Genomic DNA, 21747 nt, shown 5'->3' with positions numbered 1-21747 from the left:
GTGCTAATGCGCGGCGGCCGGCGCAAATCGGCTCCGGCCCCGTATACTTGCCCCATGAGCCTCGACCCGACCACCTTCTTTCACCACGCCGCCGACGAGGAGAAAACCACCGTCTACACCCAAACCGCCGACGGCGACCTGGAGCCCCACGACGCGCTGCTGATTGCCCAGACCCCGCGCCGCCGCCTGTTCGTGACCCTGGAAAAGCGCCGCCGCTACCTCACCTACACCTTCCTGGAAGAGGACTCGGACGAGGTGGAGCTGGAGTTCGTGGAAGATTACCAGGAAGTGGAAGAATTGCTGGAAGACGCCGGCCTCTACGGCAGCCACGATGGGGAAGTGGGCATCGTGTTCCACAACCTGCTGTTTCTGCTGATGAACCCGTAGGGCGGCTGGGGGAGTGGGGAGACTCAGCTAGCGCGCGTCTTTGCCGCGTGCTTTTCGGTTTCGCGTCGCTGACGCGAAGGAGCCGGGCCGCTCGCCTCTGTTGCGCGAACGGGCGCGCCAGCGGGGGCACGCGCCAGCGGGTCTCAGCGGGTGGCTTGACAGACTTTGTTCCACGACCAGACGCGAATACGCGTCGCTACACGCCTTTTTTACCCATGCTCCGCTGGATCGACGTGCTGACTTTTGCCAAATACGGCAACCCCGAGCCGCCCCGGCGGGTGGAAAAAACCGAGGCGGAATGGGCTGCTGCGCTGACGCCCGCCCAATACCAGGTGCTGCGCCAGCACCACACCGAGCCGCCCTACCGCAACGCCTACTGCCGCAGCTACGAGCCCGGCCGCTACCAGTGCGCCGGCTGCGGCAGCTTGCTGTTCGACGCGGCCACCAAGTACCACGCCATATCCGGCTGGCCCAGCTTCACCCAGCCCGCGGCCCCCAGTGCCATCCGCTACCACTTCGACGACACGCACCACATGCAGCGGGTGGAGGTGCGCTGCAACGTCTGCGGCGGCCACCTGGGCCACGTGTTTCCGGACGGCCCGGCCCCGGCCGGGCTGCGATACTGCATCAATTCGGCAAGTTTGGTGCGGGTGTGAGAAGATGGAATACATCTTTAATAGGAATAGCGTCCGCACAGAAAACGTAAACCACCGTTTTCTTGAACTTAAGCGGCTGCATTTCCCATATTCGAGGGGAATTAGAAAGCATCTTTATTGCGCTGGCGTTAGCTAACCTCAGGATAGCTAACGGCCTATTATGCCTGCTGCAGGATGCGCTGCAACACTTGCAATTTCGCGTGGTACTCTTTGACGTTGCTTTGCGGCAGCATACTATCTGTTAGCTCGCTCCACGTCGTCAACCGCTGGATAGCACGCTGAATAAAGGGTTTGCAAGCAGCGTCTATTTGGCCTTCGTCCACTAATTGGGCAAAGCCAGTAGCGATGACAGAGGTATCAAGGACATAGATGTATTGTGCATCATCGAAATCCTTATCGGCAATCTGCGCCGTGATTTTGCTCTCAGAAAGAAGGGCGTCGCTGTACTCTTCTACCGGCATTTCTCCAACGCTTTCAATTGTCCACACTAAACAGTCTATGACTGGCAGCGCGGGATTCTCTTTGCGCCACTCTCTGAACTCACTTAATGCCATGTCCCCTTCGTCCGACCCGAAAGGGGCCAATTCATCCCCGCAATCCCAGAAGAAATCCTCTGGTGCCAATTCAAGTGCTCTTGGATGCGCATAGTCCTTGTCGATGCCGTAAGGCTCTTCCTGTTCTTCCATTCTTCTGTCTGCCAATTTTAAACAGCCAAACATACCCTCCTTTTCCTGAACTACTGCCCATGCTCGTCTGCTGGCACGGCAAAGTGGTCCTACAGACCAAATTGAGTTCAAGAAACTGGTTCACTGTGCAAAGTTCAGGAAACGCAGAGGTGTGATGAGTTTCCTGGACTACTAACGTTTCAGAAGATTTAGGTATAGACAAGCCATACAATATGCACCCGGCCTAGTGCCTGGTCGGATCAGAAGCCGCTGGGGGCCACCTCGGCGTTAACCCATGAACAGTTTGCGCAGTATAGCCACCAACACTTTTCGGACTTGTCCGCAGCTCATGGCGACACCTACTTCAGATTCCTCTTCCGACTTCACCGGTTTCGTGCGCGTGCGCGGGGCCCGGGAACACAACCTCAAAGACGTCGACGTCGACATTCCGCGCGACGCGCTGGTGGTGTTTACCGGCGTGTCGGGCTCGGGCAAGTCCTCTCTGGCGTTTGGTACGCTCTACGCCGAGGCCCAGCGCCGCTACCTGGAGTCGGTGTCGCCCTACGCGCGGCGGCTGTTTCACCAGATGGCCGTGCCCGAGGTGGACAGCATCGACGGGCTGCCGCCGGCCGTGGCGTTGCAGCAGCAGCGCGGCACGCCCACTACCCGCTCGTCGGTGGGCTCGGTCACCACCCTGTCGAACCTGCTGCGCATGCTCTACTCCCGGGCCGGCGACTACCCCGCGGGCCAGGGCATCGTGTACGCTGAGGGCTTTTCGCCCAACACGCCCGAGGGTGCCTGCCCGCAGTGCCACGGCCTGGGCCGCCTCTACGAAGTCACGGAGCACAGCATGGTGCCCGACCCCACGCTCACCATCCGGGAGCGGGCCATTGCGGCCTGGCCCCAGGCCTGGGGCGGCCAAAACCAGCGCGACATCCTCGTGACCCTGGGCTACGACGTGGATACGCCCTGGCAGGACTTGCCGCAAAAGGACCGGGACTGGATTCTGTTTACTGACGAGCAGCCCGTAGTGCCGGTGTACCCCGGCTATTCGCCCCAGGAAACCCAGCGGGCCCTGAAGCGCCGGGAGCCGCCGAACTACATGGGCACCTTCACGGGGGTGAAGCGCCACGTGCTGCACACCTTCGCCACCACCCAAAGCCCCCTGATGAAAAAGCGGGCCTTGCAGTACATGGTCAGCACCGAGTGCCCGGTGTGCCACGGCAAGCGGCTGCGGCCCGAGTCGCTGGCCGTCACGTTCGCCGGCCTCGACATTGCCGACATGTCGCGCCTGCCGCTCAAGCGGGTGGCCGGCCTGCTGCGGCCCTTCGCCGACGGCACCGCCCCCGGCCGCCGCAAGCACGACGCGGCCCACCCCGAGCAAACCATCGTGGCCCAGCGCATTGCCGAAGACCTCTGCGCCCGCCTGGCCGTGCTGCTGGATCTGGGCCTGGGCTACCTGGCCCTGGAGCGCAGCACGCCCACGTTGTCGCCGGGCGAGTTGCAGCGCCTGCGCCTGGCCACCCAGCTCTATTCCAACCTGTTCGGGGTGGTCTACGTGCTCGACGAGCCTTCCGCCGGCCTGCACCCCTCCGATACCGAAGCCCTGCTCAAAGCCCTGGCCAGCCTGAAAAAAGCCGGCAACTCGCTGTTCGTGGTCGAGCACAACCTGGACGTTATCCGCCAGGCCGACTGGCTCGTGGACGTGGGCCCGGCCGCCGGGGAGCAGGGTGGGGAAGTGCTCTACAGCGGCCCGCCCGCCGGGCTGGCAGACGTTGAGTCTTCCCAAACCCGCCGCTACTTGTTCAACGAAACTGCCGCCGAAGTCCGCACCCCGCGCCAGCCCCGCGGCTGGCTGAAGCTGCAGGGCGTCACGCGCAATAACCTTGATAATCTCAGCGCGGAGTTTCCGCTGGGCGTGTTTACCACCGTCACGGGCGTGTCGGGCTCGGGCAAGTCGAGCCTGGTAAGCCAGGTGCTGGTGGAGCTGGTAGCCGAGCACCTGGGCCAGGACGTAGCGGCCGAGGAAGAGGAGGCCGACCCGCTGGAGCGGGCCGCGCCCCAAACCACCGGGGGCCGCATCGTGGCGGGTCTGGAGCAGATCAAGCGCCTGGTGCGCGTGGATCAGAAGCCCATCGGCCGCACCCCGCGCTCCAACATGGCCACCTACACCGGCCTGTTCGACCACGTGCGCAAGCTGTTTGCCGCCACGCCCGCGGCCAAAAAGCGGCGCTACGACGCGGGCCGGTTTTCCTTCAACGTGGCCAAGGGGCGCTGCGAGAATTGCCAGGGGGAAGGCTTCGTGATGGTGGAGCTGCTGTTTCTGCCCAGCGTCTACGCGCCCTGCCCGGTGTGCCACGGGGCCCGCTACAACGCCCAAACCCTGGAAATAACCTACCGCGACCTGAACATTGCCCAGGTGCTGGGCCTGACCGTGGATGACGCCTGGGCCTTTTTTGCCGATGAGCCCGCCGTGCAGCGCGCCCTCACGGTGCTGCGCGAAGTGGGCCTGGGCTACCTGCGCCTGGGCCAGCCCGCCACCGAGCTGAGCGGGGGCGAGGCCCAGCGCATCAAGCTGGCTACCGAGCTGCAACGGGCCCAGCGCGGCAACTCGCTCTACATCCTCGACGAGCCCACCACCGGCCTGCACCCCTCCGACGTGGAAAAGCTCCTCACCCAGCTCGACGGCCTGGTGGAAGCCGGCAACACGGTTATCGTCGTGGAGCACGACATGCGCGTGGTGGCCGGCTCCGACTGGGTGCTGGACATCGGGCCCGGGGCCGGCGACGAAGGCGGAAAAATCGTGGCGGCCGGCCCGCCGGCCCGGGTGGCGCAGGTGAAGGAAAGCCGCACGGCCCCGCACCTGCGGCGGTTTCTGGGCGGGAAAGGGTAGCGGAAGGAAGCGGGGCGTTCCGAGTCCCGCGAGGAATCTGTGCGTGCAATAGTAGTCTCAACCGCTGTCTGACGCCCAGGATGCCCGGAGTGGCGCTTTGTTTTCGTTGTTCTGCTTCACTTGCCACGACGTTATTTTTCCTTCGCGGCCCGCCGGAAGTGGCCACCCTTTCCTGGCCCGCCGTATCTTGCCTGCTGCTACTTTTCTCCCCGCTGCATGCCCCCATTACCCGCCTCCGCCCCAACTCCTATTCTCATCATCGGGGCCGGTATTGGCGGCCTGAGCGCCGCCATTCGCCTGGCCCGGCTGGGCTACCCGGTGCGGCTGCTGGAAGCCCGGGAGCAGGGCGGCGGGCTGGCCTCGGGCTTCACCCTACAGGGCTTTTCCTTCGATTCAGGTCCCTACATCCTGCTCGACCAGCCGGGGCTGGCCTGGGCATTTCAGCAATTGAGTATCCCGCCTGAAGCCCTGCCGCTGCGGCCCATCGAAGCCGTGTACCACGTGTTGCAGGAAGACGGCTCTACCACCGCCTTCGACCGGAGCCTGGCGGCCACGGCGGCCCGCTTCGACACCCAGCACCCCGGCAGCGGGGCCCGCTACGCCGATTTCGTGGACCGCACCTTCCGGATTCACCAGATCATGAAGCCGCTCACGTTTACCAACCACCCCACGCCGCTGGCGGTGCTGCGGGCCGGCGGGTGGCGGCACGTGCCGTTTCTGCTCAGCTCTTTGGGCGCGGTGCTGGAGCGCGCCGCCCTGCCGCTGCCCGTGCGCAAGGGCATCAGCATCTGGACCCACATTGCCGGCCAGCCCGTGCGGGAAGCGCCCAGCCCGATGGCCTTCGTGCCGGGGCTGTTTCACCACGTGGGCTCGTTTTACCCGGTGGGTGGCATGCGGGCCATTCCGGAGCTGCTGGAAAAAACGGCCCGGGAAGCCGGCGTCGTCATTTCCTACGGCACCAAAGTAGCCCGCATCCACACCAGCAAGGGGGCCGTGACGGGCGTGGCAACCACCGTCGGCGAGGTTGTTCCGGCCGCGGCCATTATTTCCAACGCGGCCGGCATCGGGACGTACACCGAGCTGGTGCGGGATATTGCGCCGAAGGAAAAGCAGAAGCTGGAAGCCCTGCCGCTGCAGTCGCCGGGCGTGTGCGTGTATCTGGCCGTGCGGGGGCTGAATCCGCCCTACTACATCCGCTTCAAGCTGCGCGGCACCGGCTGCACGGCCTTCGTGCAGCCTGGCCTGCTGGCCCCCGAGCTGGCCCAGGACGGCTGGTACCCAGCCCGCCTCATCGCGCCCCTCGACCACGCCACGGCCGCGGCCCTGGGCCCAGATGGGCAGCGGGAGCTGATGGACGAGCTGCTGGTCGACCCGTGGTGGCAGGAAAACGTTGCCGAGTACCGCGTGCTGCACCGCCGCACCACCTTCGAGTGGGGCCGCGAGTTTACGCTTTACCACGACAGCATGAACCCGGTGATGACGGCCAAATTCATGCGCCAGGGCCGCCTGGCCCACCGTAGCCCGCTGGTGCGCGGCCTCTACCTGACGGGCAGCGCCACCCACCCGGGCCAGTGGGTGAGCTTCTGCGCCATTTCCGGGGTGCTGGCCGCCGATTGTCTGGCCCAAGACTTTCCGCGCCATGCTTAGCACCACCCAGGAGCAGCCCCGGCCCGGCAAGCAGCTGCGCGTAGCCCGCCTGGGCCAGGGCGAAGCGGTATTGCTGCTGCACGGCTACCCCGATACCTTGCAGGTGTTCAGTCAGCTGGCGCCGCTGCTGGCCCCCGAGAAGCAGGTTATTGCCTTCGACTGGCCCGGCATGGGCCAGAGCGACGACTGGGCCGGCGGGGCCACACCCTTGCTGGTGGCCCGCCGCCTGCTGCAGCTGCTCGACTTCTGGCAGCTCGATAAAGTACACCTCGTGGGCCAGGACATGGGCGGGCAGCCGGCTCTGGTTTTCGCGGCCGTCTACCCCGAACGGGTGCGTAGCGTGGTGGTGATGAACTCCCTGGTCGATGGCGCGGTCGAAACGTCCTGGGAAATCGAGTGGCTGCGGCGGTTTGGGGTCAATAAGCTGCTGCTGCGCCATTTTCCGTGGCTGGTGTTTCGGCGGGCCCGGCGCACGTTTCTGCCCGCCGGCGCGACGATCAGCGCGGCGGCGAGCCAGGATATGTGGAGTTCGTTTCGGCGGCCGGCGGTGCGGCAATTCATCATCCGCATGTGCGCCGGCTACGAAGGCCAGCTCAAGCGCCTGCCCGAGTGGTACCGCCAGATCAGCTGCCCCGTGCTCATTCTGTGGGCCGAAAAGGACAAGCATTTCCCTTTGTCGCAGGCTCATTCGTTGCAGCGCTTTATCCCGCACGCCCAGCTGCGGGTGCTGCCCGGCGCGGGCCACTGGATGGCGCTGCACCAGGCCGCCGAAACGGCCGCCGCCATCCGCGAATTTCACCAGGCGCTGTAGAGACGCAACATCTTGCGTCTCCTCGTTGAACGACTGGCGGCAGTATCGCCGGACAACTTCGGGCGACGACAAGACGCAATAGGGCGTTTAAGCAACAGGAGGGCCGTAAGCTGCTCTCGTTCAACGACGAGACGCAAAATGTTGCGTCTCTACCTCGTGCGCTCACCCGGAAGTTGCTTTAGAAGTTAAGCTGGTACACCCGCCGAAACTGCTGCTCGATGATAAAGGAAGGCGTCGTGCGGATAATGAAGTTGCGCAGCGCGGCCGGGGCGTGCTGCAGATAGCCCACTTTGCCCATGAGGCGGGAGGTGCGCACGATGTGCAGGGCCTTGGCGCGGCGCAGGCGCTGCATGGCGGCAAAGGCCTGTTCCACGGTGGCTTCCTGCTCCAGGCACTGGGCCAGGGCAAAGGCATCTTCCACGGCCTGGCAGCCGCCCTGGCCCATGTAGGGCGTCGAGGCGTGGGCGGCGTCGCCAATCAGGCACACCTTGCCCTGGCTCCAGCTCGGAATCGGGTCGAAGTCGGTTATTTCGTTGCGGATGATGCGGGCCTCGTCGGCGGCCTCCAGAATGGTCGTGATGGGGTAGGCAAAGTCGCGGAACAAGTCGAGCAGGTGGTTTTTCAGGCCCTGGGGGTAGGAGGTCACGCCCGGCGCGTATTCGCCCACAAACCAGTCGACCACGCCGTCGGCTATTTCCGAAAACCCGAACCGCACCCCGTGGGCCCAGGCCTCCATGATGGACTGCTGAAACTCGGGCCGCAGCCGCACCGGCGAAATGCCCCGCCACACGATGTGGCCGGTGCTGGCAAACCGGGCGCCGGGAAACAAAACGCCCCGCACGGCCGAATGAATGCCGTCGGCGGCCACCAGGTAGCCCGCCTGCAACACGCTGCCGTCGGTGAAGTGCACCGTGACGCCCTGCTCGTGCTGGGTGAAGCTGGCCAGGGTTTTGGCCAGCAGCACCGTGCCGGGCGCTAGCTCGGCCAGCAGCGTTTCCTGCAGACGGGCCCGCCGGATGGCCGTGGTGGTGTAACCAAAGCGCTGCCGCACCCGCTCCTGGTCGGTGCGCATGATGGGCTGCATCCGGGCATCGACCACCTGGATGTTGCGCAGCGGCACCCCGCCCGCGTTGATCTTGTCGGCAATGCCCAGGCGGTGAAACACCTGCATGGCGTTGGGGGCCATCCAGATGCCGGCCCCCAGCGGCTTTATCTCCGGCGCCGACTCGCACACCGTCACGGCCAGGCCCCGCCGCTGCAAGGCCAGGGCCGTGGTCAGGCCCGCAATGCCACCACCAATAATGAGTCCGGGAAGCTGCATAGATAGTTGAGGAGTCGGGGCGGAAAGATAGGGCCGGGATAGGGGCAGAACGGCTAAACATACGGCACAAACCCCGAACGGCCGCATCTGCCGGCCCGGCAGAGCCACCCGTTTTCGTCTCCGGCCACCCGGACTCCAAAAGCGGGTTGCCACCGTACGGCCTGCCCCGGCGGTTCCGGGCCGACCGGGTGCTGACTTTACCCGACTACGTGGTCTGCGGCCTGCCGTTTCTCTCCCGGCCCCGGCGGCTGGGCTGGCGCATTCTGGAGCATACCCGCGCCCTGCCGCCGCCGCGCCGCCTAGCCCGCGCTGGTGGCTACCCGGTACCCGGGGTCTTCCAGGATATTGACCTCAATCAGGGCGCCGGCGTTGCGCAGCAGCTGGCGGCAGTCGGGGCTGAGGTGGCGCAGGTGCAGGGTTTTGCCCAGGCGCTGGTACCGCTCGGTGAGCTTGTGCAGCGCGTCGATGCCCGACATGTCGGCCACCCGGCTTTCGCGGAAGTCGATGATGATTTCGGCCGGGTCGGCGGCCACGTCGAACTTATCGGTGAAGGCCTGCACCGACCCGAAAAACAGCGGCCCGTAGATTTCGTAGTGCTTCACGCCCTGGGCATCGACGTGCTTGCGGGCCCGGATGCGCTTGGCGTTTTCCCAGGCAAAGGCCAGCGCCGACACCACCACGCCCAGCAGCACGGCCAGGGCCAGGTTCTGCGACACGGCCGTTACCAGGGTCACGAGCAGCATTACCAGCACGTCGGTGCGCGGCATACGGCGCAGAATCCGCAGGCTGGCCCACTCGAAGGTGCCGATGACGACCATGAACATCACGCCCACCAGCGCCGCCAGCGGCAGCCGCTCAATCACGGGCGCGCCCACTACCACAAACAGCGCCAGGGCCCCGGCCGCCACTACCCCCGACAGCCGCCCTCGTCCGCCCGATTCCAGGTTGACCATCGTTTGCCCGATCATGGCGCAGCCGCCCATGCCGCCCGTCAGGCCCGAGGCCACGTTGGCTAAGCCCTGGGCCACGCAGTCCTGGTTGCCCCGGCCCCGGGTGTCGGTCATTTCATCCACGACGGTTAGCGTCAGCAGGCTTTCGGTGAGGCCCACCAGGGCCATAATCAGGGCATAGGGAAACACCAGCGCCAGCGTGGCCCAGGTAAGCGGCACCTGGGGCCAGTGCAGCCGGGGCAGGCCGCCGGCAATGGAGGCAATGTCGCCCACCGACTTGGTGTGGAGCCCGCCCCCGATAACCAGGGCCGACACCACCACGATGGCCGTGAGCGAAGCCGGTACGGCCTTGGTAAGCTTAGGCAGAAAGTACACGATGGCCATCGTCAGGGCCACCAGGCCCAGCATCAGCCCGAGCGCGGGGCCGCTGAGCCAGTGCTCGACCCCGGCCGCGTCGCGCGCCTTGAACTGCTCCAGCTGAGCCATGAAAATAATGACGGCCAGGCCGTTGACGAAGCCATAGACAACAGGCTGGGGTACCAGGCGGATGAATTTGCCGAAGCGCAGCAGCCCGACGCCAATCTGAATCAGGCCCATGAGCAGCACCGCCGCAAACAGGTAGTCGACCCCGTGCTGGGCCACCAGGGCCACGATTACGACGGCCACCGAGCCGGCCGCGCCCGAAATCATGCCGGGCCGCCCGCCGAATACGCTGGTGATAAGGCAAATAACGAAGGCTGAGCCAATGCCCACCAAGGGGCTGATGTGGGCCAGCAGGGCAAAGGCCACCACTTCCGGCACCAGGGCCAGCGCCGTAGTCAGGCCGGCCAGAATTTCATTTTTAACGTTGCGCTGGTACTGAGCCAGATAGGAGGCGGGGGAGAAAGAAGAAAACATAAAACGCTGAGTGAAAGGCAAAAGAAAAGCCGCACGCTTCCGGGTGGAAGCGGCGGCCGGGGGCAGGCGGGCCAGTCCTCAGGGTGGGGTGAGCTTGAAAATAGGGGAGGAGTAATACAGCATAAGCAGCCGTAAAAGTACGCCGCCCGGTCGAAATAAGCGCAGCGCGGGGCCTTAATCGAAAATGATGGTTTTGTTGTGGTGCACGAAAACCTGCTCGGCAAAGACCAGCTGCAGGGAGCGGGCCAGCACGATTTTCTCCACGTCGCGCCCGGCCTGGGCCATTTCGCTGGCGCTCTGGGTGTGGTCAATCGGGATGACGCTCTGGGCAATGATGGGCCCCTGGTCGAGCTGCTCGTTCACGAAGTGGGCCGTGGCCCCGATGATTTTCACGCCCCGCGCGTAGGCCTGGGCGTAGGGGCTGGCCCCCACGAAAGCCGGCAGAAACGAGTGGTGAATGTTGATGAGCCGATTGGCGTAGTGGGCCACAAAGTCGGACGACAGAATCCGCATGTACTTGGCCAGCACCACAAACTCGGGCTGGTAGTGGGCCAGCACGGCCAGCACCTCGGCCTCGTGGGTTTCCCGGGTTTTGCCCTCGTGGGTGATGTAATGAAACGGCAGGTCGAAGCGCCGGGTCAGGTCGCCCAGCTTGGGGTAGTTGCTGATGACGGCCACGACGCGGGCATTCAGCTCGCCGAAGGCGTGGCGCACCAGCAGCTCGCTCAGGCAGTGGTGCTCCTTGGTGGCCATCAGCACCACGTCTTTGGGCTGGTTGTCGGCCAAACGGATGTGGGCCGCGGCGGGCAGCGCCTCGCGCAGCCGGGCCAGCAGCGCCGCCGCCTCAAACGAGCCGGCAAACTCGGTCCGCATGAAAAACGTGTTGTCGGCGCGCTCCACGAACTCCCCGTTGCGCACGATGTTCAGGCCGTGGGCAAACAGCACGCCGGTGATTTTAAACACCAGGCCCGGCTCGTCGGGGCAGCGGATCAGCAGAATAAAGGAGGGCGAGGCAACAGCAGCAGACACGGCGCGAAAGGCTAGGGAAACACGGGGCAAGATCGTAAATGTAGCCCCGGCGGCTTGATTTCCCAGCTCCGCCAACTGGCCGGCTGCTTTTGTCCGGCGGAGTAGTAGATCCGCAATGAGCAACCGCTACCTTCAAAGCCGAGTATAGAGGGGCAGCCGGCTCGAATGAGCGGGCCAACCGCTGAGCAAGCTTCTATGAATATTCTCAAGCGCAACAACGTCACCGTGTCGGGCTCGGGCGAGCAGACCATCCTGTTCGTGCACGGCTTCGGCTGCGACCAGCACATGTGGCGGCTGGTGGCCCCGGCCTTCGAAAGCCGCTACCAAGTGGTGCTGCTCGATCTGGTCGGGGCCGGGCAGTCGGACCTGGCGGCCTACCACCCCAAGCGCTACGACACGCTGGCCGCCCACGCCGAGGACGTGCTGGCCGTGCTGCGCGAGCTGCGGGTGGAGCAGGCCGTGCTGGTGGGCCACTCCGTCAGCGCCATGATTGTGATGCTGGCCGCCATTCGGGAGCCCGCGCGCGTGGCCCGGCTGGTGTTCGTGGCCCCGTCCCCGCGCTACCTCAACGACGAGGGCTACGTCGGCGGCTTCGAGCCGGCCGACATTCAGGAGCTGCTCGACGCCATGGACAGCAACTACCTGGGCTGGTCGGCGGGTATCACGCCCGTGATTATGGGCCACCCCGACCGGCCCGAGCTGGCCGAGGAGCTGCACAACAGCTTCTGCCGCACCGACCCCAGCATTGCCCGCCACTTCGCCCGCGTCACGTTCCTGTCCGACAACCGCGCCGACCTGCCGCGCCTGCGCGTGCCGGCCCTGATTCTGCAGTGCGCCCACGACGCGCTGGCGCCCCGGGCCGTGGGCGACTACCTGCACCGGCAGCTGCCCGGCAGCACGCTGGTGCTGATTGAAACCTCCGGGCACTGCCCGCACCTGAGCGCCCCGCAGCCCACCATCGAGGCCATCAACCACTTTCTGGCGCCGGAGCCCGCCTAGCGCATGAGTATTGACGACCTGGATTCCGAGTTTGAACTAGACCTGCGGCTGACCGAGGAAAACCTGGATGAGCTCTACGACAACGCGCCCTGCGGCTACTGCTCCTGCCTGCCCGATGGCACGCTGGTCAAGCTCAACCAGACGCTGCTGACCTGGCTGGGCTACTCCCGGCAGGAGCTGGTGGCGCGCCGTTGCCTGCAGGATCTGCTGACGGTGGGAGCCCGCCTGCACTACGAAACGTACTGCGCCCCGCTGCTGCTGCTGCAAGACCAGGTGCGGGAAATCAGCTACCAGCTCCAGTGCCGCGACGGCCGCCGGCTGGCCGTGCTGCTGAACGCCAACCTGCGGCGCGACGCGCGCGGCGAGCCCCTGGTGGTGCGCGTCACGCTGTTCGACATCACCGACCGGCGCAAGTACGAGCAGGAGCTGCTGCGGGCCAAAGCCGAGGCCGAAGCCCAGCGCGAGCTGCTGACCGTGAAAAACGCCGAGCTGCTGCGCATCAATGCCGAGCTGGACAACTTCGTCTACACCGCCTCGCACGACCTCAAGCAGCCGGCCAGCAACATGGTGGGGTTGTTTGAGGAGCTCAAGCGCACGGCCACCTTTCACGACCCCGACGCGGCCGGCATGATGAACATGTTTGAGGAGGCGCTGCGGCAGATTCTGAGCACCATCGAGGGCATGACCGACGTGGTGCAGCTCCAGCGCCAGCCCGACCAGGGCCCGGAAGACGCCATCGACCTGCACTCGTTTACCCAGGACATCGTGCGGAGTCTGCAGGCTGCCGCCACGGCCGATTTCGTGCTGGATTTCGCGGCGGTGCCCACCCTGCGGCTGCCCCGCACCAGCCTGCACAGCATCCTCTACAACCTGCTCAGCAACGCCCTGAAATATGCCCAGCCCGGCCGGCGGCCCCGGGTGCTGGTCAGCACCACGCTCACCACCGGCGGGCCCGTGCTGCTGGTGCGCGACAATGGCCGGGGCATCGACCTGCACCGCCACGGGGAGGAGGTGTTCCAGCTGTTCCGCCGGTTTCACCCCGAAGTCGACGGCTCGGGCATGGGTCTGTACCTGGTCCGGCGCCTGGTGCAGCAGGCCGGCGGCCGGGCCGAGGTCGACAGCGTCGTGGGGGAGGGCACCACGTTTCGGCTGTATTTTCCGGAAGCGTAGGGAGTGGGGCCCATGCCAGGCTGTATGGATAGTAGGTTTATAGAACGCCGTGCCGAGCACTCTGCTTGATGCGCAGAATGCTCGGTATGACGGCCGGAATAGGAGCAAAAAGCCTTGCTGTCCACTCAGCCTAGCCCAAGTACGTGTTGGCCGGTACGCCGGCCACGCCGGGCTCCACGGCAAACACGTTGCCGCTGAGCGGAAATTCTTCCAGCTGCTCTTTCGACAAATCCTGGCGGGCCGAGGTGATGAACAACGTGCGCAGGCCCGGGCCGCCAAAGGCGCAGGACGTGGTGTGGGGCGCGGGCACCGGAATGCTGTGTTGCTGCTGGCCCGTAGTGGGGTCGTAGCACACCACCCGCGCCCCGCCCCAGAGGGCAATCCAGAGGTTACCCTCCGCGTCGATGGTCATGCCGTCGGGCGCGCCGTCGGTTTCCGGGATACGGATGACGGGCCGGGGGCTGCTGATGTGGCCGGTGGCGTCGTCGTAGTCGAAGGCCTGCACCACGTGGGTGGGTGTGTCGGTGTAGTACATCGTACGCCGGTCGGAAGTCCAGGCCAGGCCGTTGGAAATGCTAACCTCAGTGAGCATGGTGTGCAGCGTGCCGTCGGTATCGAGGCGGTAGAGGGCCGCGCGGTGGGGCTGGCCGTCCATATCCAGGGTGCCGGCCCAGAAGCGGCCGGCCGGGTCGCACTTGCCGTCGTTGAAGCGCAGGCTGGGCTGCGTCAGCGGGTTTAGCGGGTTGACCAGCAGCGTGCTTTCCCCGGTCAGCACGTTGAGGCGGTGCAGGCCGTTTTGCTGGGCCAGGAGCACCTCGCCGCCCCGGGCCGGCACCACCGTGCCCACGCGGGAGCCGGTCGGCAGCTGCCGGTGCTGGCCGGTGGCCGGGTCGAAAATGTGCAGGATCCGGCCCTCAATATCCACCCAGTACAGCTTCTCATCCTGCGGGTTCCAGATGGCGCCTTCGCCCAGCTGAGCCTGGGCGGCCAGCACTACGCGCACGCTCGGGAGTTGCTCAGGGGAGGAGGAAACAGCCATCGGTTTACCGGTTTACCAGGGGTGGGGAGCAGAAAGCTGGCCGGCCGCTACGGCCCGCTCCAGCACGGCGGCCTGGCCCCGCAGCGTCACTTCCGCAGCCTGTTTCACCGTCACGGAAGCCACTTTATCGGTGATGCCCAGCAGGCGCAGGGCCGCTTCGTAAGACGCTACCAGGGCTTTTTCGCCGGCCAGCACCACCGGGCCGGTAAAGTCGGGTGGGAAGCTGCTCAGCTCGTAGCCAATGAGCAGGCCACTGAGAAAGTAGAAGTTTTCGGGGGCGCTGAGCTTGTCGAACAGCCGGTTGGTGCGCACCAGAAAGGCGTTGTGCAGCAGGTTGTCGGTCTGGCTGGCTTGCACGCCCCGCTCGAAAGCCCGGGCGTGTTCCGGGCGCTGAAAATCGTCGTTCTTTTCCACCGCCGAGGCCAGAATGCTTTCCTTGGACAGCAGGGCGAAAAATTCGCCGGTCATGTAGGTTTTCAGCGCCGTGGCCTGGCCGCCTTGCACCAGCACGTGCTTGGCGTGGGTGCCGGGGTGCAGAAACAGCTGGGGCCGGTCGGTGGGCGCGAAGCGGCAGCCCACCAGCTGCACTTCCTCGCCGCGCATCACGTCGTCGTCGGTTTTTACCCCCGAAATCAACAGCACCGGGTGGTCGAAATCGGCAGTAGCGGGCAGCAGCCGGGTAGTCAGGTCGGAGCCGTCGGCGGCGAAAGGAAACGGCTTGTAGGGCAGCTCCAGCATGCCCACGGTGGAGGAGGCCATGCCGGAAATGACTACCGGCACGCCCGCCAGCGGCCGGCCAACCTGCTTTTCCAGCTTCTGGGCGTGGGTGCGCAACACGTTCAGGTAGAAGCCCAGGCGCTGCTCGGGCGGCTGCTTGGCTTGCTGCCACTGCTCGAACGTAGCCGCGTTGCCTTCCTCCGACTGCTCGGCGGCCACCACCCGCAGCCCGGCCAGCTCCACCAGCTTCAGACGAAACGAGGAGGTGCCCCAGTCGCAGCTCAGGAAGTGAGTCAGGTTGTTCATAGCAATAAGTACTGCCGACGGCCGGAATTGGTTAAGCCCCGCGGCCCTACCACTCGGCCACGCTGCCGTCGGGGTTGCGCCAGATGGGGTTCTTCCAGTCGTGCCCGATCAGGGCGCGCTGCCGCACGTATTCCTCGTTGATTTCGATGCCCAGGCCGGGCCCGCCGGGAATGTTGGCGTAGCCGTTGTGGTACTCAAACACGGTCGGGTCCACGAGGTAGTCGAGCAGGTCGTTGCCGACGTTGTAGTGAATACCCAGGCTCTGCTCCTGAATAAAGGCGTTATGGCAGGTGGCATCCACTTGCAGGCAGGCGGCCAGGGCAATGGGGCCCAGCGGGCAGTGCGGGGCGGCGGCCACGTCGAAGGCCTCGGCCATGCTGATGATTTTCTTGCACTCCGTAATGCCGCCGGCGTGGCTCAAATCGGGCTGAATAATGTCGGCGTAGCCCTCGATGAGCAGCTTTTTGAAGTCCCAGCGCGAAAACATCCTTTCGCCGGTGGCAATGGGAATGGTGGTGTGGCGGGCAATGTCGCGCAGGGCCTCGTTGTTTTCGGCCAGCACCGGCTCCTCGATAAACATGGGCTTGAACGGCTCCAACTCCCGGGCCAGCATCTTGGCCATGGGCTTGTGCACCCGCCCGTGAAAGTCGACGCCGATGCCCAGATAAGGGTCCACGGCGCGCACGGCGGCAATGCGGGCCACGGCCGCGTCGATTTTGGCGTGGGAGTCGAGGTAGCCCATTTCGTCGGTGGCATTCATCTTCACGGCCGTAAAGCCCTTATCCACCATGCCCTGGGCAGCCAGGCCCACGTCGTGGGGCCGGTCGCCGCCAATCCAGGAATACACCCGCATCGTGTCGCGGACCTTGCCGCCGAGCAGCTCGTAGACCGGGGCGTTGAAAAACTTGCCCTTGATGTCCCACAGGGCCTGGTCGATGCCGGCAATGGCGCTCATCAGAATGGGGCCGCCCCGGTAAAAGCCGCCCCGGTACATCACGTTCCAGTGGTCCTCAATCGGCAGCGGACTTTTCCCGAGCAAGCTGCCCATCAGCTCCTGCACGGCCGTGGCCACGGTGGCGGCCCGGCCCTCAATCACCGGCTCGCCCCAGCCCACCAGGCCTTCGTCGGTTTCAATCTTGAGAAACAGCCAACGCGGCGGCACCTGATACAACTTGAAGCCGGTGATTTTCATAGCAGGGAAGGGGAGAAGAAGGAAGGGGAAAAAAGAACGTCATGCAGAGCGAAGCGAAGCATCTCGCGTGCTGACGTTGTTGGGACTAGCACGTCATGCAGAGCCTAAGCGAGACATCTCGCGTGCTGACGTTGCGGTAGTAATCAGTTACCATTGCACGCGAGATGTCTCGCGTTGCTCGACATGACGTTCTGGCGAATCATGAAACAGCCTGCACAAACTGCTGGGCCTTTTGGGCGAGCTGCCGCAGGTATTCCTCCGACACGGGCTTGCTGGTATCGACCAGGGCGCTGCCCAGCCCGTAGGCCGCCGCCCCGGCCTGCCGGAACTCGCGGATGTTGTCCAGCTTCACGCCGCCCGTCGGCATCAGCGGAATGAAGGGCAGCGGGCCTTTGAGGTCTTTAAAGTACGCCGCGCCCAGCGAGGCCGGAAACACCTTGACGATGTCGGCGCCGTGCTCGTAGGCGGTCAGGATTTCGGTGGGCGTGAAGGCGCCGGGAATGCTGACGGCCCCGTAGCGCTTGGTCAGGCGGATGGTTTTCACGTTCAGGGTGGGCGAAATGATAAACCGGGCCCCGGCGTTCAGGGCCAGGCGGGCCGTTTCGGGGTCGAGCACGGTGCCGGCGCCCACCATCATTTCCGCGCCCAGCTCGTCGGCCACCAGCTCAATTCCCCGCAGGGCCTTGGGCGAGTTGATGGTGACTTCCACCGACCGGATGCCGCCCGCGTGCAGGGCCCGCACGATGCTGACCAGGTCGTCAGGGTTGGCGCCCCGGATAATGGAAACGAGCTTGTGCTCGAGCAGATGGGATAACACGGAAGCAGTCATGGCGGTAGGGTAGAAGGGAAAAAACGGACCAGCACCACGGGGCTTAACGCAACTGCGCCGGCCCGCGTTGGTGCCCGCCCCTACAGATCATACATCCGGCTGATCGACAGCTCCGGCGTCAGGATGTACACCCGCACGCCCCCGGTCGGAATTTCCAGGGCCTCCACCTGGGCCACGCTCAGCCCTTCGAGCTGCATGCGCAGGGCCCGCAGCGTGTTGCCGTGCGACACGACCAGCACGTGGCGGCCCAGCCGGAGCTGGGGCACGATTTCCTGCTCATAGTAGCTCACCACCCGCTCCTGGGTATGGTGCAGGGTTTCACCCTCGGGCGGCGCGTCGTCGTAGCCGCGCCGCCAGCGGTTGACCTGCTCCTGGCCGTACTTGAGCACGGTTTCGGTTTTGTTGAGCCCCTGGAGCGCCCCGTACATCCGTTCCCGCAGGGCGTCGGTGGCGTGCACCGGCACCGTATCCTGGTGCAGTTGGGCCAGAATCAGCTCCAGGGTGCGCTTCGAGCGCACGAGCGTGGAGCAGTAAGCCTGGTCGAAGTGGAAGTCGCGCAGCTTGGTGCCGGCCGCCCGGGCTTCGTCCTCGCCCTGGGGCGTAAGGACCACGTCGAGCCAGCCCGTGAATACGTTGGCCAGGTTGGCCACCGACTGGCCGTGGCGGACTAAAACAAGAAACGCCATATCGAAAAGGGCTAAGGGAAAGAAGGCCCAATAGTAGCTGCCGCGCGTGAGCATCCCGTGAATCCCACCTCGGCCCCGGATAATTTTCCGGGCGCGGCGGCTCCGAAACTCCGGGCTGGCTGCCGTTTGAAACGCCCGCCAAAGGCCACAAACGTTTGCAGAAAGCCCGTAGTAGCATTATTGGCAGGCTTTGGTTGCGAAAAAGCGCGCGGCCGAGTACATTTTAGGCGTTGCCGGGCCCGCGCTAAGTATTTGCATAAGTGCAACAAACTCATTACTTGCAACCGCTTAACAATTTCTTAACATGGAAGTCGAAACTTTGAAGTATCCCGCGGTCCGGAATTACGTGGCCGGGCGGTTTGTGGACAGCAGCACACCGCGTAGCTTAGAAGTGTTTAGTCCGCTGAGCGGGGCCGTTATTTCGACGGTGCCCCTGAGCGGGATGGAGGCCCTCAGCCAAGCCGTGGATGCTGCCAAAGCCGCCTTCCCCGCCTGGTCGGCCACGCCCATCAAGGAGCGGGTCCAGATTTTTTACCGCTACAAAACCCTGCTGGAGCGCGACATGCAGGAGCTGGCCGACCTGGTGCGCGAGGAAAACGGCAAAACCTACGACGAAGCCCGCGCCGAAGTCGAGAAGGCCATTGAGCTGACCGAGTTTGCCTGCTCCATGCCCCAACTGATTCAGGGCGAGTTTCTGGAAGTAAGCAAGGGCGTGGAGGCCCGCGTGGAGCGCAAGCCCCTGGGCGTGGTGGCCAGCATCGCGCCTTTCAACTTCCCCAACATGGTGCCGCACTGGACCATTCCCAACGCCCTGGTGCTGGGCAATACCATGATTTTGAAGCCCTCGGAAGTCGTGCCGCTGAGCGCGGGCAAGATTGCCGAGCTGCTCAAGGAAGCCGGCCTGCCCGACGGCGTGCTCAACATCGTGCACGGCGACCGGGAAATCGTGGAAGCCATCTGCGACCATCCCGGCATCGAGGCCGTGTCGTTCGTGGGCTCCACGGCCATTGCCAAAGTGGTCTACATCCGGGCGACCAGCAACCTGAAACGCTGCGTGGCGCTGGGCGGGGCCAAAAACCACCTCATGGTACTACCCGATGCCCACCCCGACATGACGGCCTCCAACGTGGCCGCCTCCATGTCGGGCTGCGCGGGGCAACGCTGCATGGCCGGCTCCACGATGGTGGGCGTGGGCGCGGTGGACGGCATCGTGGCCAAAATCGTGGAAGAAGCCCGCAAGATCGTGCCCGGCCAGAACCTGGGCTCCGTCATCAGCAAGGAAGCCAAGGAGCGCATCGAAAAGCACATCACCGAGGCCGAAGCCGCCGGGGCCAAAGTGCTGCTCGACGGCCGCAATGCTGTGGTGCCCGGCCACGAAGACGGCTACTACGTGGGCGCCACGGTAGTCGATTACGTGACGCCCGACATGCGCATTGCTCAGGAGGAAGTATTCGGCCCGGTGCTGGCCATTATGCGCACCAACACCCTGGACGAGGCCCTGGCCATCGAAAACGCCAACCCCTACGGCAACGCCGCGGCCGTATTCACCAGCAGCGGCAGCTCAGCCCGCTACGTCATGGACCACGCCTCGGCCGGCATGATTGGCGTCAACATCGGCGTGCCCGTGCCGCGGGAGCCGTTCTCCTTCGGTGGCTGGAACGAGTCGAAGTTCGGTGCCTGCGACATCACCGGCAAAAGCTCCATCGAGTTCTGGACCCAGCTCAAGAAAACCACCACCAAGTGGAACCCCGAGTCAAGGGTGAACTGGATGAGCTAGAACTATTTTGAGCCAGAGCTATTTTGAGCCAGAGCTAGAAAACTAGTTCCCCTCCTCAGATGAGGAGGGGCTAGGGGTGGTTGAAACAGCAGAACGATATCTGGTTCTAGAGCTAAATACAGTTCGCATAAACACCCAACGACTTCTACCACTGGCTAACCACCCCGCCCTTCGGGCACCCCTCCTTGAAAAAGGAGGGGAACTAGCTAGCTTTTAGCTTTCTAGAACAACTTCTTCCCTCCCCAATGGAAACCTACACCGACACCGATAAAGACCAGATCCTGCACGACAACCTGGAGCACACGCTGTTTTCCTGGTCGAAGCAAAGCGGGCTGAACCCGATAAACGCCGAGCGCGCCGAGGGCGTCTACCTCTGGGACCGGGACGGCAAGCGTTACATCGACTTTTCGTCGCAGCTGATGAACGTCAACATCGGCCACGGCGACCAGCGCGTGACCGAAGCCGTGGCCGCCCAGATGCGGGAGCTCAGCTACGTGTACCCGGGCATGATTACCAAGGCCCGCGGCGACCTGGGCCGGAAGCTGGCGGAAATCACGCCCGCCAACCTGACCAAGGCTTTCTTCACCCTGGGCGGAGCCGAGGCCATTGAAAACGCCATCAAGCTGGCCCGCGTGTATACCGGCCGCCACAAGATTGTGACCCTGTACCAGTCGTTTCACGGGGCCAGCTACGGGGCCATCAGCGCCGGCGGCGACCCGCGCAAGTTTGCCGTGGATAGCCAGGCCATGCCGGGCGTGGTCCACGTCGAAAACCCGTATTTCTACCGCTGCCCCTGGTACAGCAGCACGCCCGAGGAGTGCGCCGAGCGGGCCGCGGCGGCCATGGAGCGCATTATTCAGTACGAAAACCCGGGCAGCGTCGCGGCCATTATCCTGGAAGGCGAGTCGGGCACTTCGGGCTGCATTAAGTATCCGCCCACATACTGGCAGCGGGTGCGGGCCATCTGCGACAAGTACGGCATCCTGCTGGTGGCCGATGAGGTAATGAGCGGCTTCGGCCGCACCGGCAAGTGGTTTGGCTCCGACCACCACGGCGTGAAAGTGGATTTGATGTGCATGGCCAAGGGCATTACCGCCGGCTACCTGCCCCTGGGCGCGGTGATGGTCGACGAGGCCATTGCCAAGTCCTTCGACGACAAGCCCCTGCCGCTGGGCCTAACCTACTCGGCCCACCCGGTGTCGTGCGCCGCCGCCGTAGCCGTGCTGGACATCTACGAGGAAGACAACCTGCTCGACAATACCGTGAACCTGGGCCGCCACCTCGATGCCCGCATGTGCGACCTGATGGCCCAGCACCCCAGCATCGGCGACTGGCGCAACACGGGCTTGTTCGGCTGCATCGAGCTGGTGAAAAACCGCGCCACCAAGGAGCCGATGGCGCCCTGGAACGCCGCCCCGAATCAGATGGAAATCATGAACAAGGTAGCGGCCAAAATCAAGGAGCTGGGCATGTACACCTTCGTGCGCTGGAACTACATTTTCGTGGCCCCGCCGCTGAGCATCACCAAGGACGAGCTCGACGAAGGCTTGGACATCATTTCCCAGGCCATCAGCGTCGCCGACGAGTACGTGACGCGGTAGGTTGTGCCGCTGGGAAGTAGCGCGAACTTTGTAGTTCGCGTGCCAGAACGACAATCGTTGAGTCGAGTCGTTCTGGCACGCGAACTACAAAGTTCGCGCTACTGTGCCTGGAGCGGAGTGCAGTAGAGCAAAACAGGACTAAACCGCGCCGATAACTGCTGTAAATGCAACAGCA

Annotated in this window: 18 protein-coding genes; 9 read left to right on the top strand and 9 right to left on the bottom strand. The window is 64.5% G+C overall.

Annotated elements, in window-relative coordinates:
- Nucleotides 1–54: 54 nt before the first annotated feature.
- Together E5K00_RS08020 and msrB are read left to right on the top strand one after the other, a co-directional pair.
- Entirely contained in the window at nt 55–387 is a 333-nt protein-coding gene (locus E5K00_RS08020) for a hypothetical protein (RefSeq protein ID WP_135462714.1), read from the top strand.
- 215 nt (nt 388–602) lie between these two features.
- Nucleotides 603–1043 carry a peptide-methionine (R)-S-oxide reductase MsrB gene (msrB, locus tag E5K00_RS08015; RefSeq protein WP_135462713.1) on the top strand — a complete coding sequence of 147 codons (441 nt, stop codon included), beginning with the start codon at nt 603–605 and terminating at the stop codon, nt 1041–1043.
- A 158-nt stretch (nt 1044–1201) separates the two neighbouring features.
- On the opposite strand, the gene E5K00_RS08010 is transcribed toward msrB, so the two are convergent.
- A complete protein-coding gene (locus E5K00_RS08010) occupies nt 1202–1729 on the bottom strand; it encodes a hypothetical protein (RefSeq protein ID WP_135462712.1) in 528 nt (175 codons plus the stop codon).
- Nucleotides 1730–2057: 328 nt separating this feature from the next.
- On the opposite strand from E5K00_RS08010, the gene uvrA reads away from it, so the two are divergent.
- From uvrA to E5K00_RS07995, 3 genes are all read left to right on the top strand, one after another.
- Complete coding sequence (uvrA, locus tag E5K00_RS08005) at nt 2058–4601, top strand: excinuclease ABC subunit UvrA (protein ID WP_135462711.1); 2544 nt, start codon at nt 2058–2060, stop codon at nt 4599–4601.
- A 216-nt stretch (nt 4602–4817) separates the two neighbouring features.
- Nucleotides 4818–6248: a phytoene desaturase family protein gene (locus E5K00_RS08000; protein ID WP_135462710.1), complete on the top strand. Its 1431-nt coding sequence runs from the start codon at nt 4818–4820 to the stop codon at nt 6246–6248.
- Nucleotides 6241–7059 (top strand): alpha/beta fold hydrolase, encoded by an 819-nt coding sequence (locus E5K00_RS07995; protein WP_135462709.1) that lies wholly within the window; start codon nt 6241–6243, stop codon nt 7057–7059. The genes E5K00_RS08000 and E5K00_RS07995 overlap by 8 nt, the downstream gene beginning before the upstream one ends.
- 178 nt (nt 7060–7237) lie before the next feature.
- Here the strand turns inward: E5K00_RS07995 and E5K00_RS07990 are convergent, their stop codons facing one another.
- The 3 genes from E5K00_RS07990 to purU all read right to left on the bottom strand — a co-directional run bounded on the left by E5K00_RS07990 (nt 7238) and on the right by purU (nt 11256).
- A complete protein-coding gene (locus E5K00_RS07990) occupies nt 7238–8380 on the bottom strand; it encodes an FAD-dependent oxidoreductase (RefSeq protein ID WP_167856799.1) in 1143 nt (380 codons plus the stop codon).
- A gap of 299 nt (nt 8381–8679) precedes the next feature.
- Complete coding sequence (locus E5K00_RS07985; protein ID WP_135462707.1) at nt 8680–10227, bottom strand: SulP family inorganic anion transporter; 1548 nt, start codon at nt 10225–10227, stop codon at nt 8680–8682.
- 174 nt (nt 10228–10401) lie between these two features.
- Nucleotides 10402–11256, bottom strand: a complete 855-nt coding sequence (gene purU, locus E5K00_RS07980; protein ID WP_210114285.1) for a formyltetrahydrofolate deformylase — start codon at nt 11254–11256, stop codon at nt 10402–10404.
- Nucleotides 11257–11451: 195 nt separating this feature from the next.
- Here purU and E5K00_RS07975 point away from each other — a divergent pair, with 195 nt between their 5' ends.
- Both E5K00_RS07975 and E5K00_RS07970 read left to right on the top strand, forming a co-directional pair.
- Nucleotides 11452–12255, top strand: a complete 804-nt coding sequence (locus tag E5K00_RS07975) for an alpha/beta fold hydrolase (RefSeq protein WP_135462705.1) — start codon at nt 11452–11454, stop codon at nt 12253–12255.
- Between the two features lie 3 nt (nt 12256–12258).
- Complete coding sequence (locus E5K00_RS07970) at nt 12259–13425, top strand: PAS domain-containing sensor histidine kinase (RefSeq protein ID WP_135462704.1); 1167 nt, start codon at nt 12259–12261, stop codon at nt 13423–13425.
- Between the two features lie 130 nt (nt 13426–13555).
- On the opposite strand, the gene E5K00_RS07965 is transcribed toward E5K00_RS07970, so the two are convergent.
- From E5K00_RS07965 to E5K00_RS07945, 5 genes are all read right to left on the bottom strand, one after another.
- Complete coding sequence (locus E5K00_RS07965; protein WP_135462703.1) at nt 13556–14464, bottom strand: SMP-30/gluconolactonase/LRE family protein; 909 nt, start codon at nt 14462–14464, stop codon at nt 13556–13558.
- A gap of 12 nt (nt 14465–14476) precedes the next feature.
- Nucleotides 14477–15487 carry a 2-dehydro-3-deoxygalactonokinase gene (locus E5K00_RS07960; protein WP_135462702.1) on the bottom strand — a complete coding sequence of 337 codons (1011 nt, stop codon included), beginning with the start codon at nt 15485–15487 and terminating at the stop codon, nt 14477–14479.
- Nucleotides 15488–15533: 46 nt separating this feature from the next.
- On the bottom strand, nt 15534–16679 hold the full coding sequence (gene dgoD / locus E5K00_RS07955) for a galactonate dehydratase (protein WP_135462701.1): 1146 nt from the start codon (nt 16677–16679) through the stop codon (nt 15534–15536).
- Nucleotides 16680–16878: 199 nt separating this feature from the next.
- Entirely contained in the window at nt 16879–17508 is a 630-nt protein-coding gene (locus tag E5K00_RS07950) for a bifunctional 4-hydroxy-2-oxoglutarate aldolase/2-dehydro-3-deoxy-phosphogluconate aldolase (protein ID WP_135462700.1), read from the bottom strand.
- An 80-nt stretch (nt 17509–17588) separates the two neighbouring features.
- Nucleotides 17589–18194, bottom strand: coding sequence for a 2,3-bisphosphoglycerate-dependent phosphoglycerate mutase (locus E5K00_RS07945; RefSeq protein ID WP_135462699.1), 606 nt, complete (start codon nt 18192–18194; stop codon nt 17589–17591).
- Between the two features lie 304 nt (nt 18195–18498).
- On the opposite strand from E5K00_RS07945, the gene E5K00_RS07940 reads away from it, so the two are divergent.
- Both E5K00_RS07940 and E5K00_RS07935 read left to right on the top strand, forming a co-directional pair.
- Entirely contained in the window at nt 18499–19971 is a 1473-nt protein-coding gene (locus E5K00_RS07940) for a CoA-acylating methylmalonate-semialdehyde dehydrogenase (protein ID WP_245328236.1), read from the top strand.
- 245 nt (nt 19972–20216) lie between these two features.
- On the top strand, nt 20217–21572 hold the full coding sequence (locus E5K00_RS07935) for an aminotransferase class III-fold pyridoxal phosphate-dependent enzyme (RefSeq protein ID WP_135462698.1): 1356 nt from the start codon (nt 20217–20219) through the stop codon (nt 21570–21572).
- Nucleotides 21573–21747 lie beyond the last annotated feature (175 nt).

It is taken from the genome of Hymenobacter aquaticus, assembly GCF_004765605.1.
In the GTDB taxonomy this organism is placed as follows: Bacteria; Bacteroidota; Bacteroidia; order Cytophagales; family Hymenobacteraceae; genus Hymenobacter; species Hymenobacter aquaticus.
The sequence above is the reverse complement of the archived record's forward strand: the minus strand, read 5'-3'. Positions and strand labels throughout refer to the sequence as shown.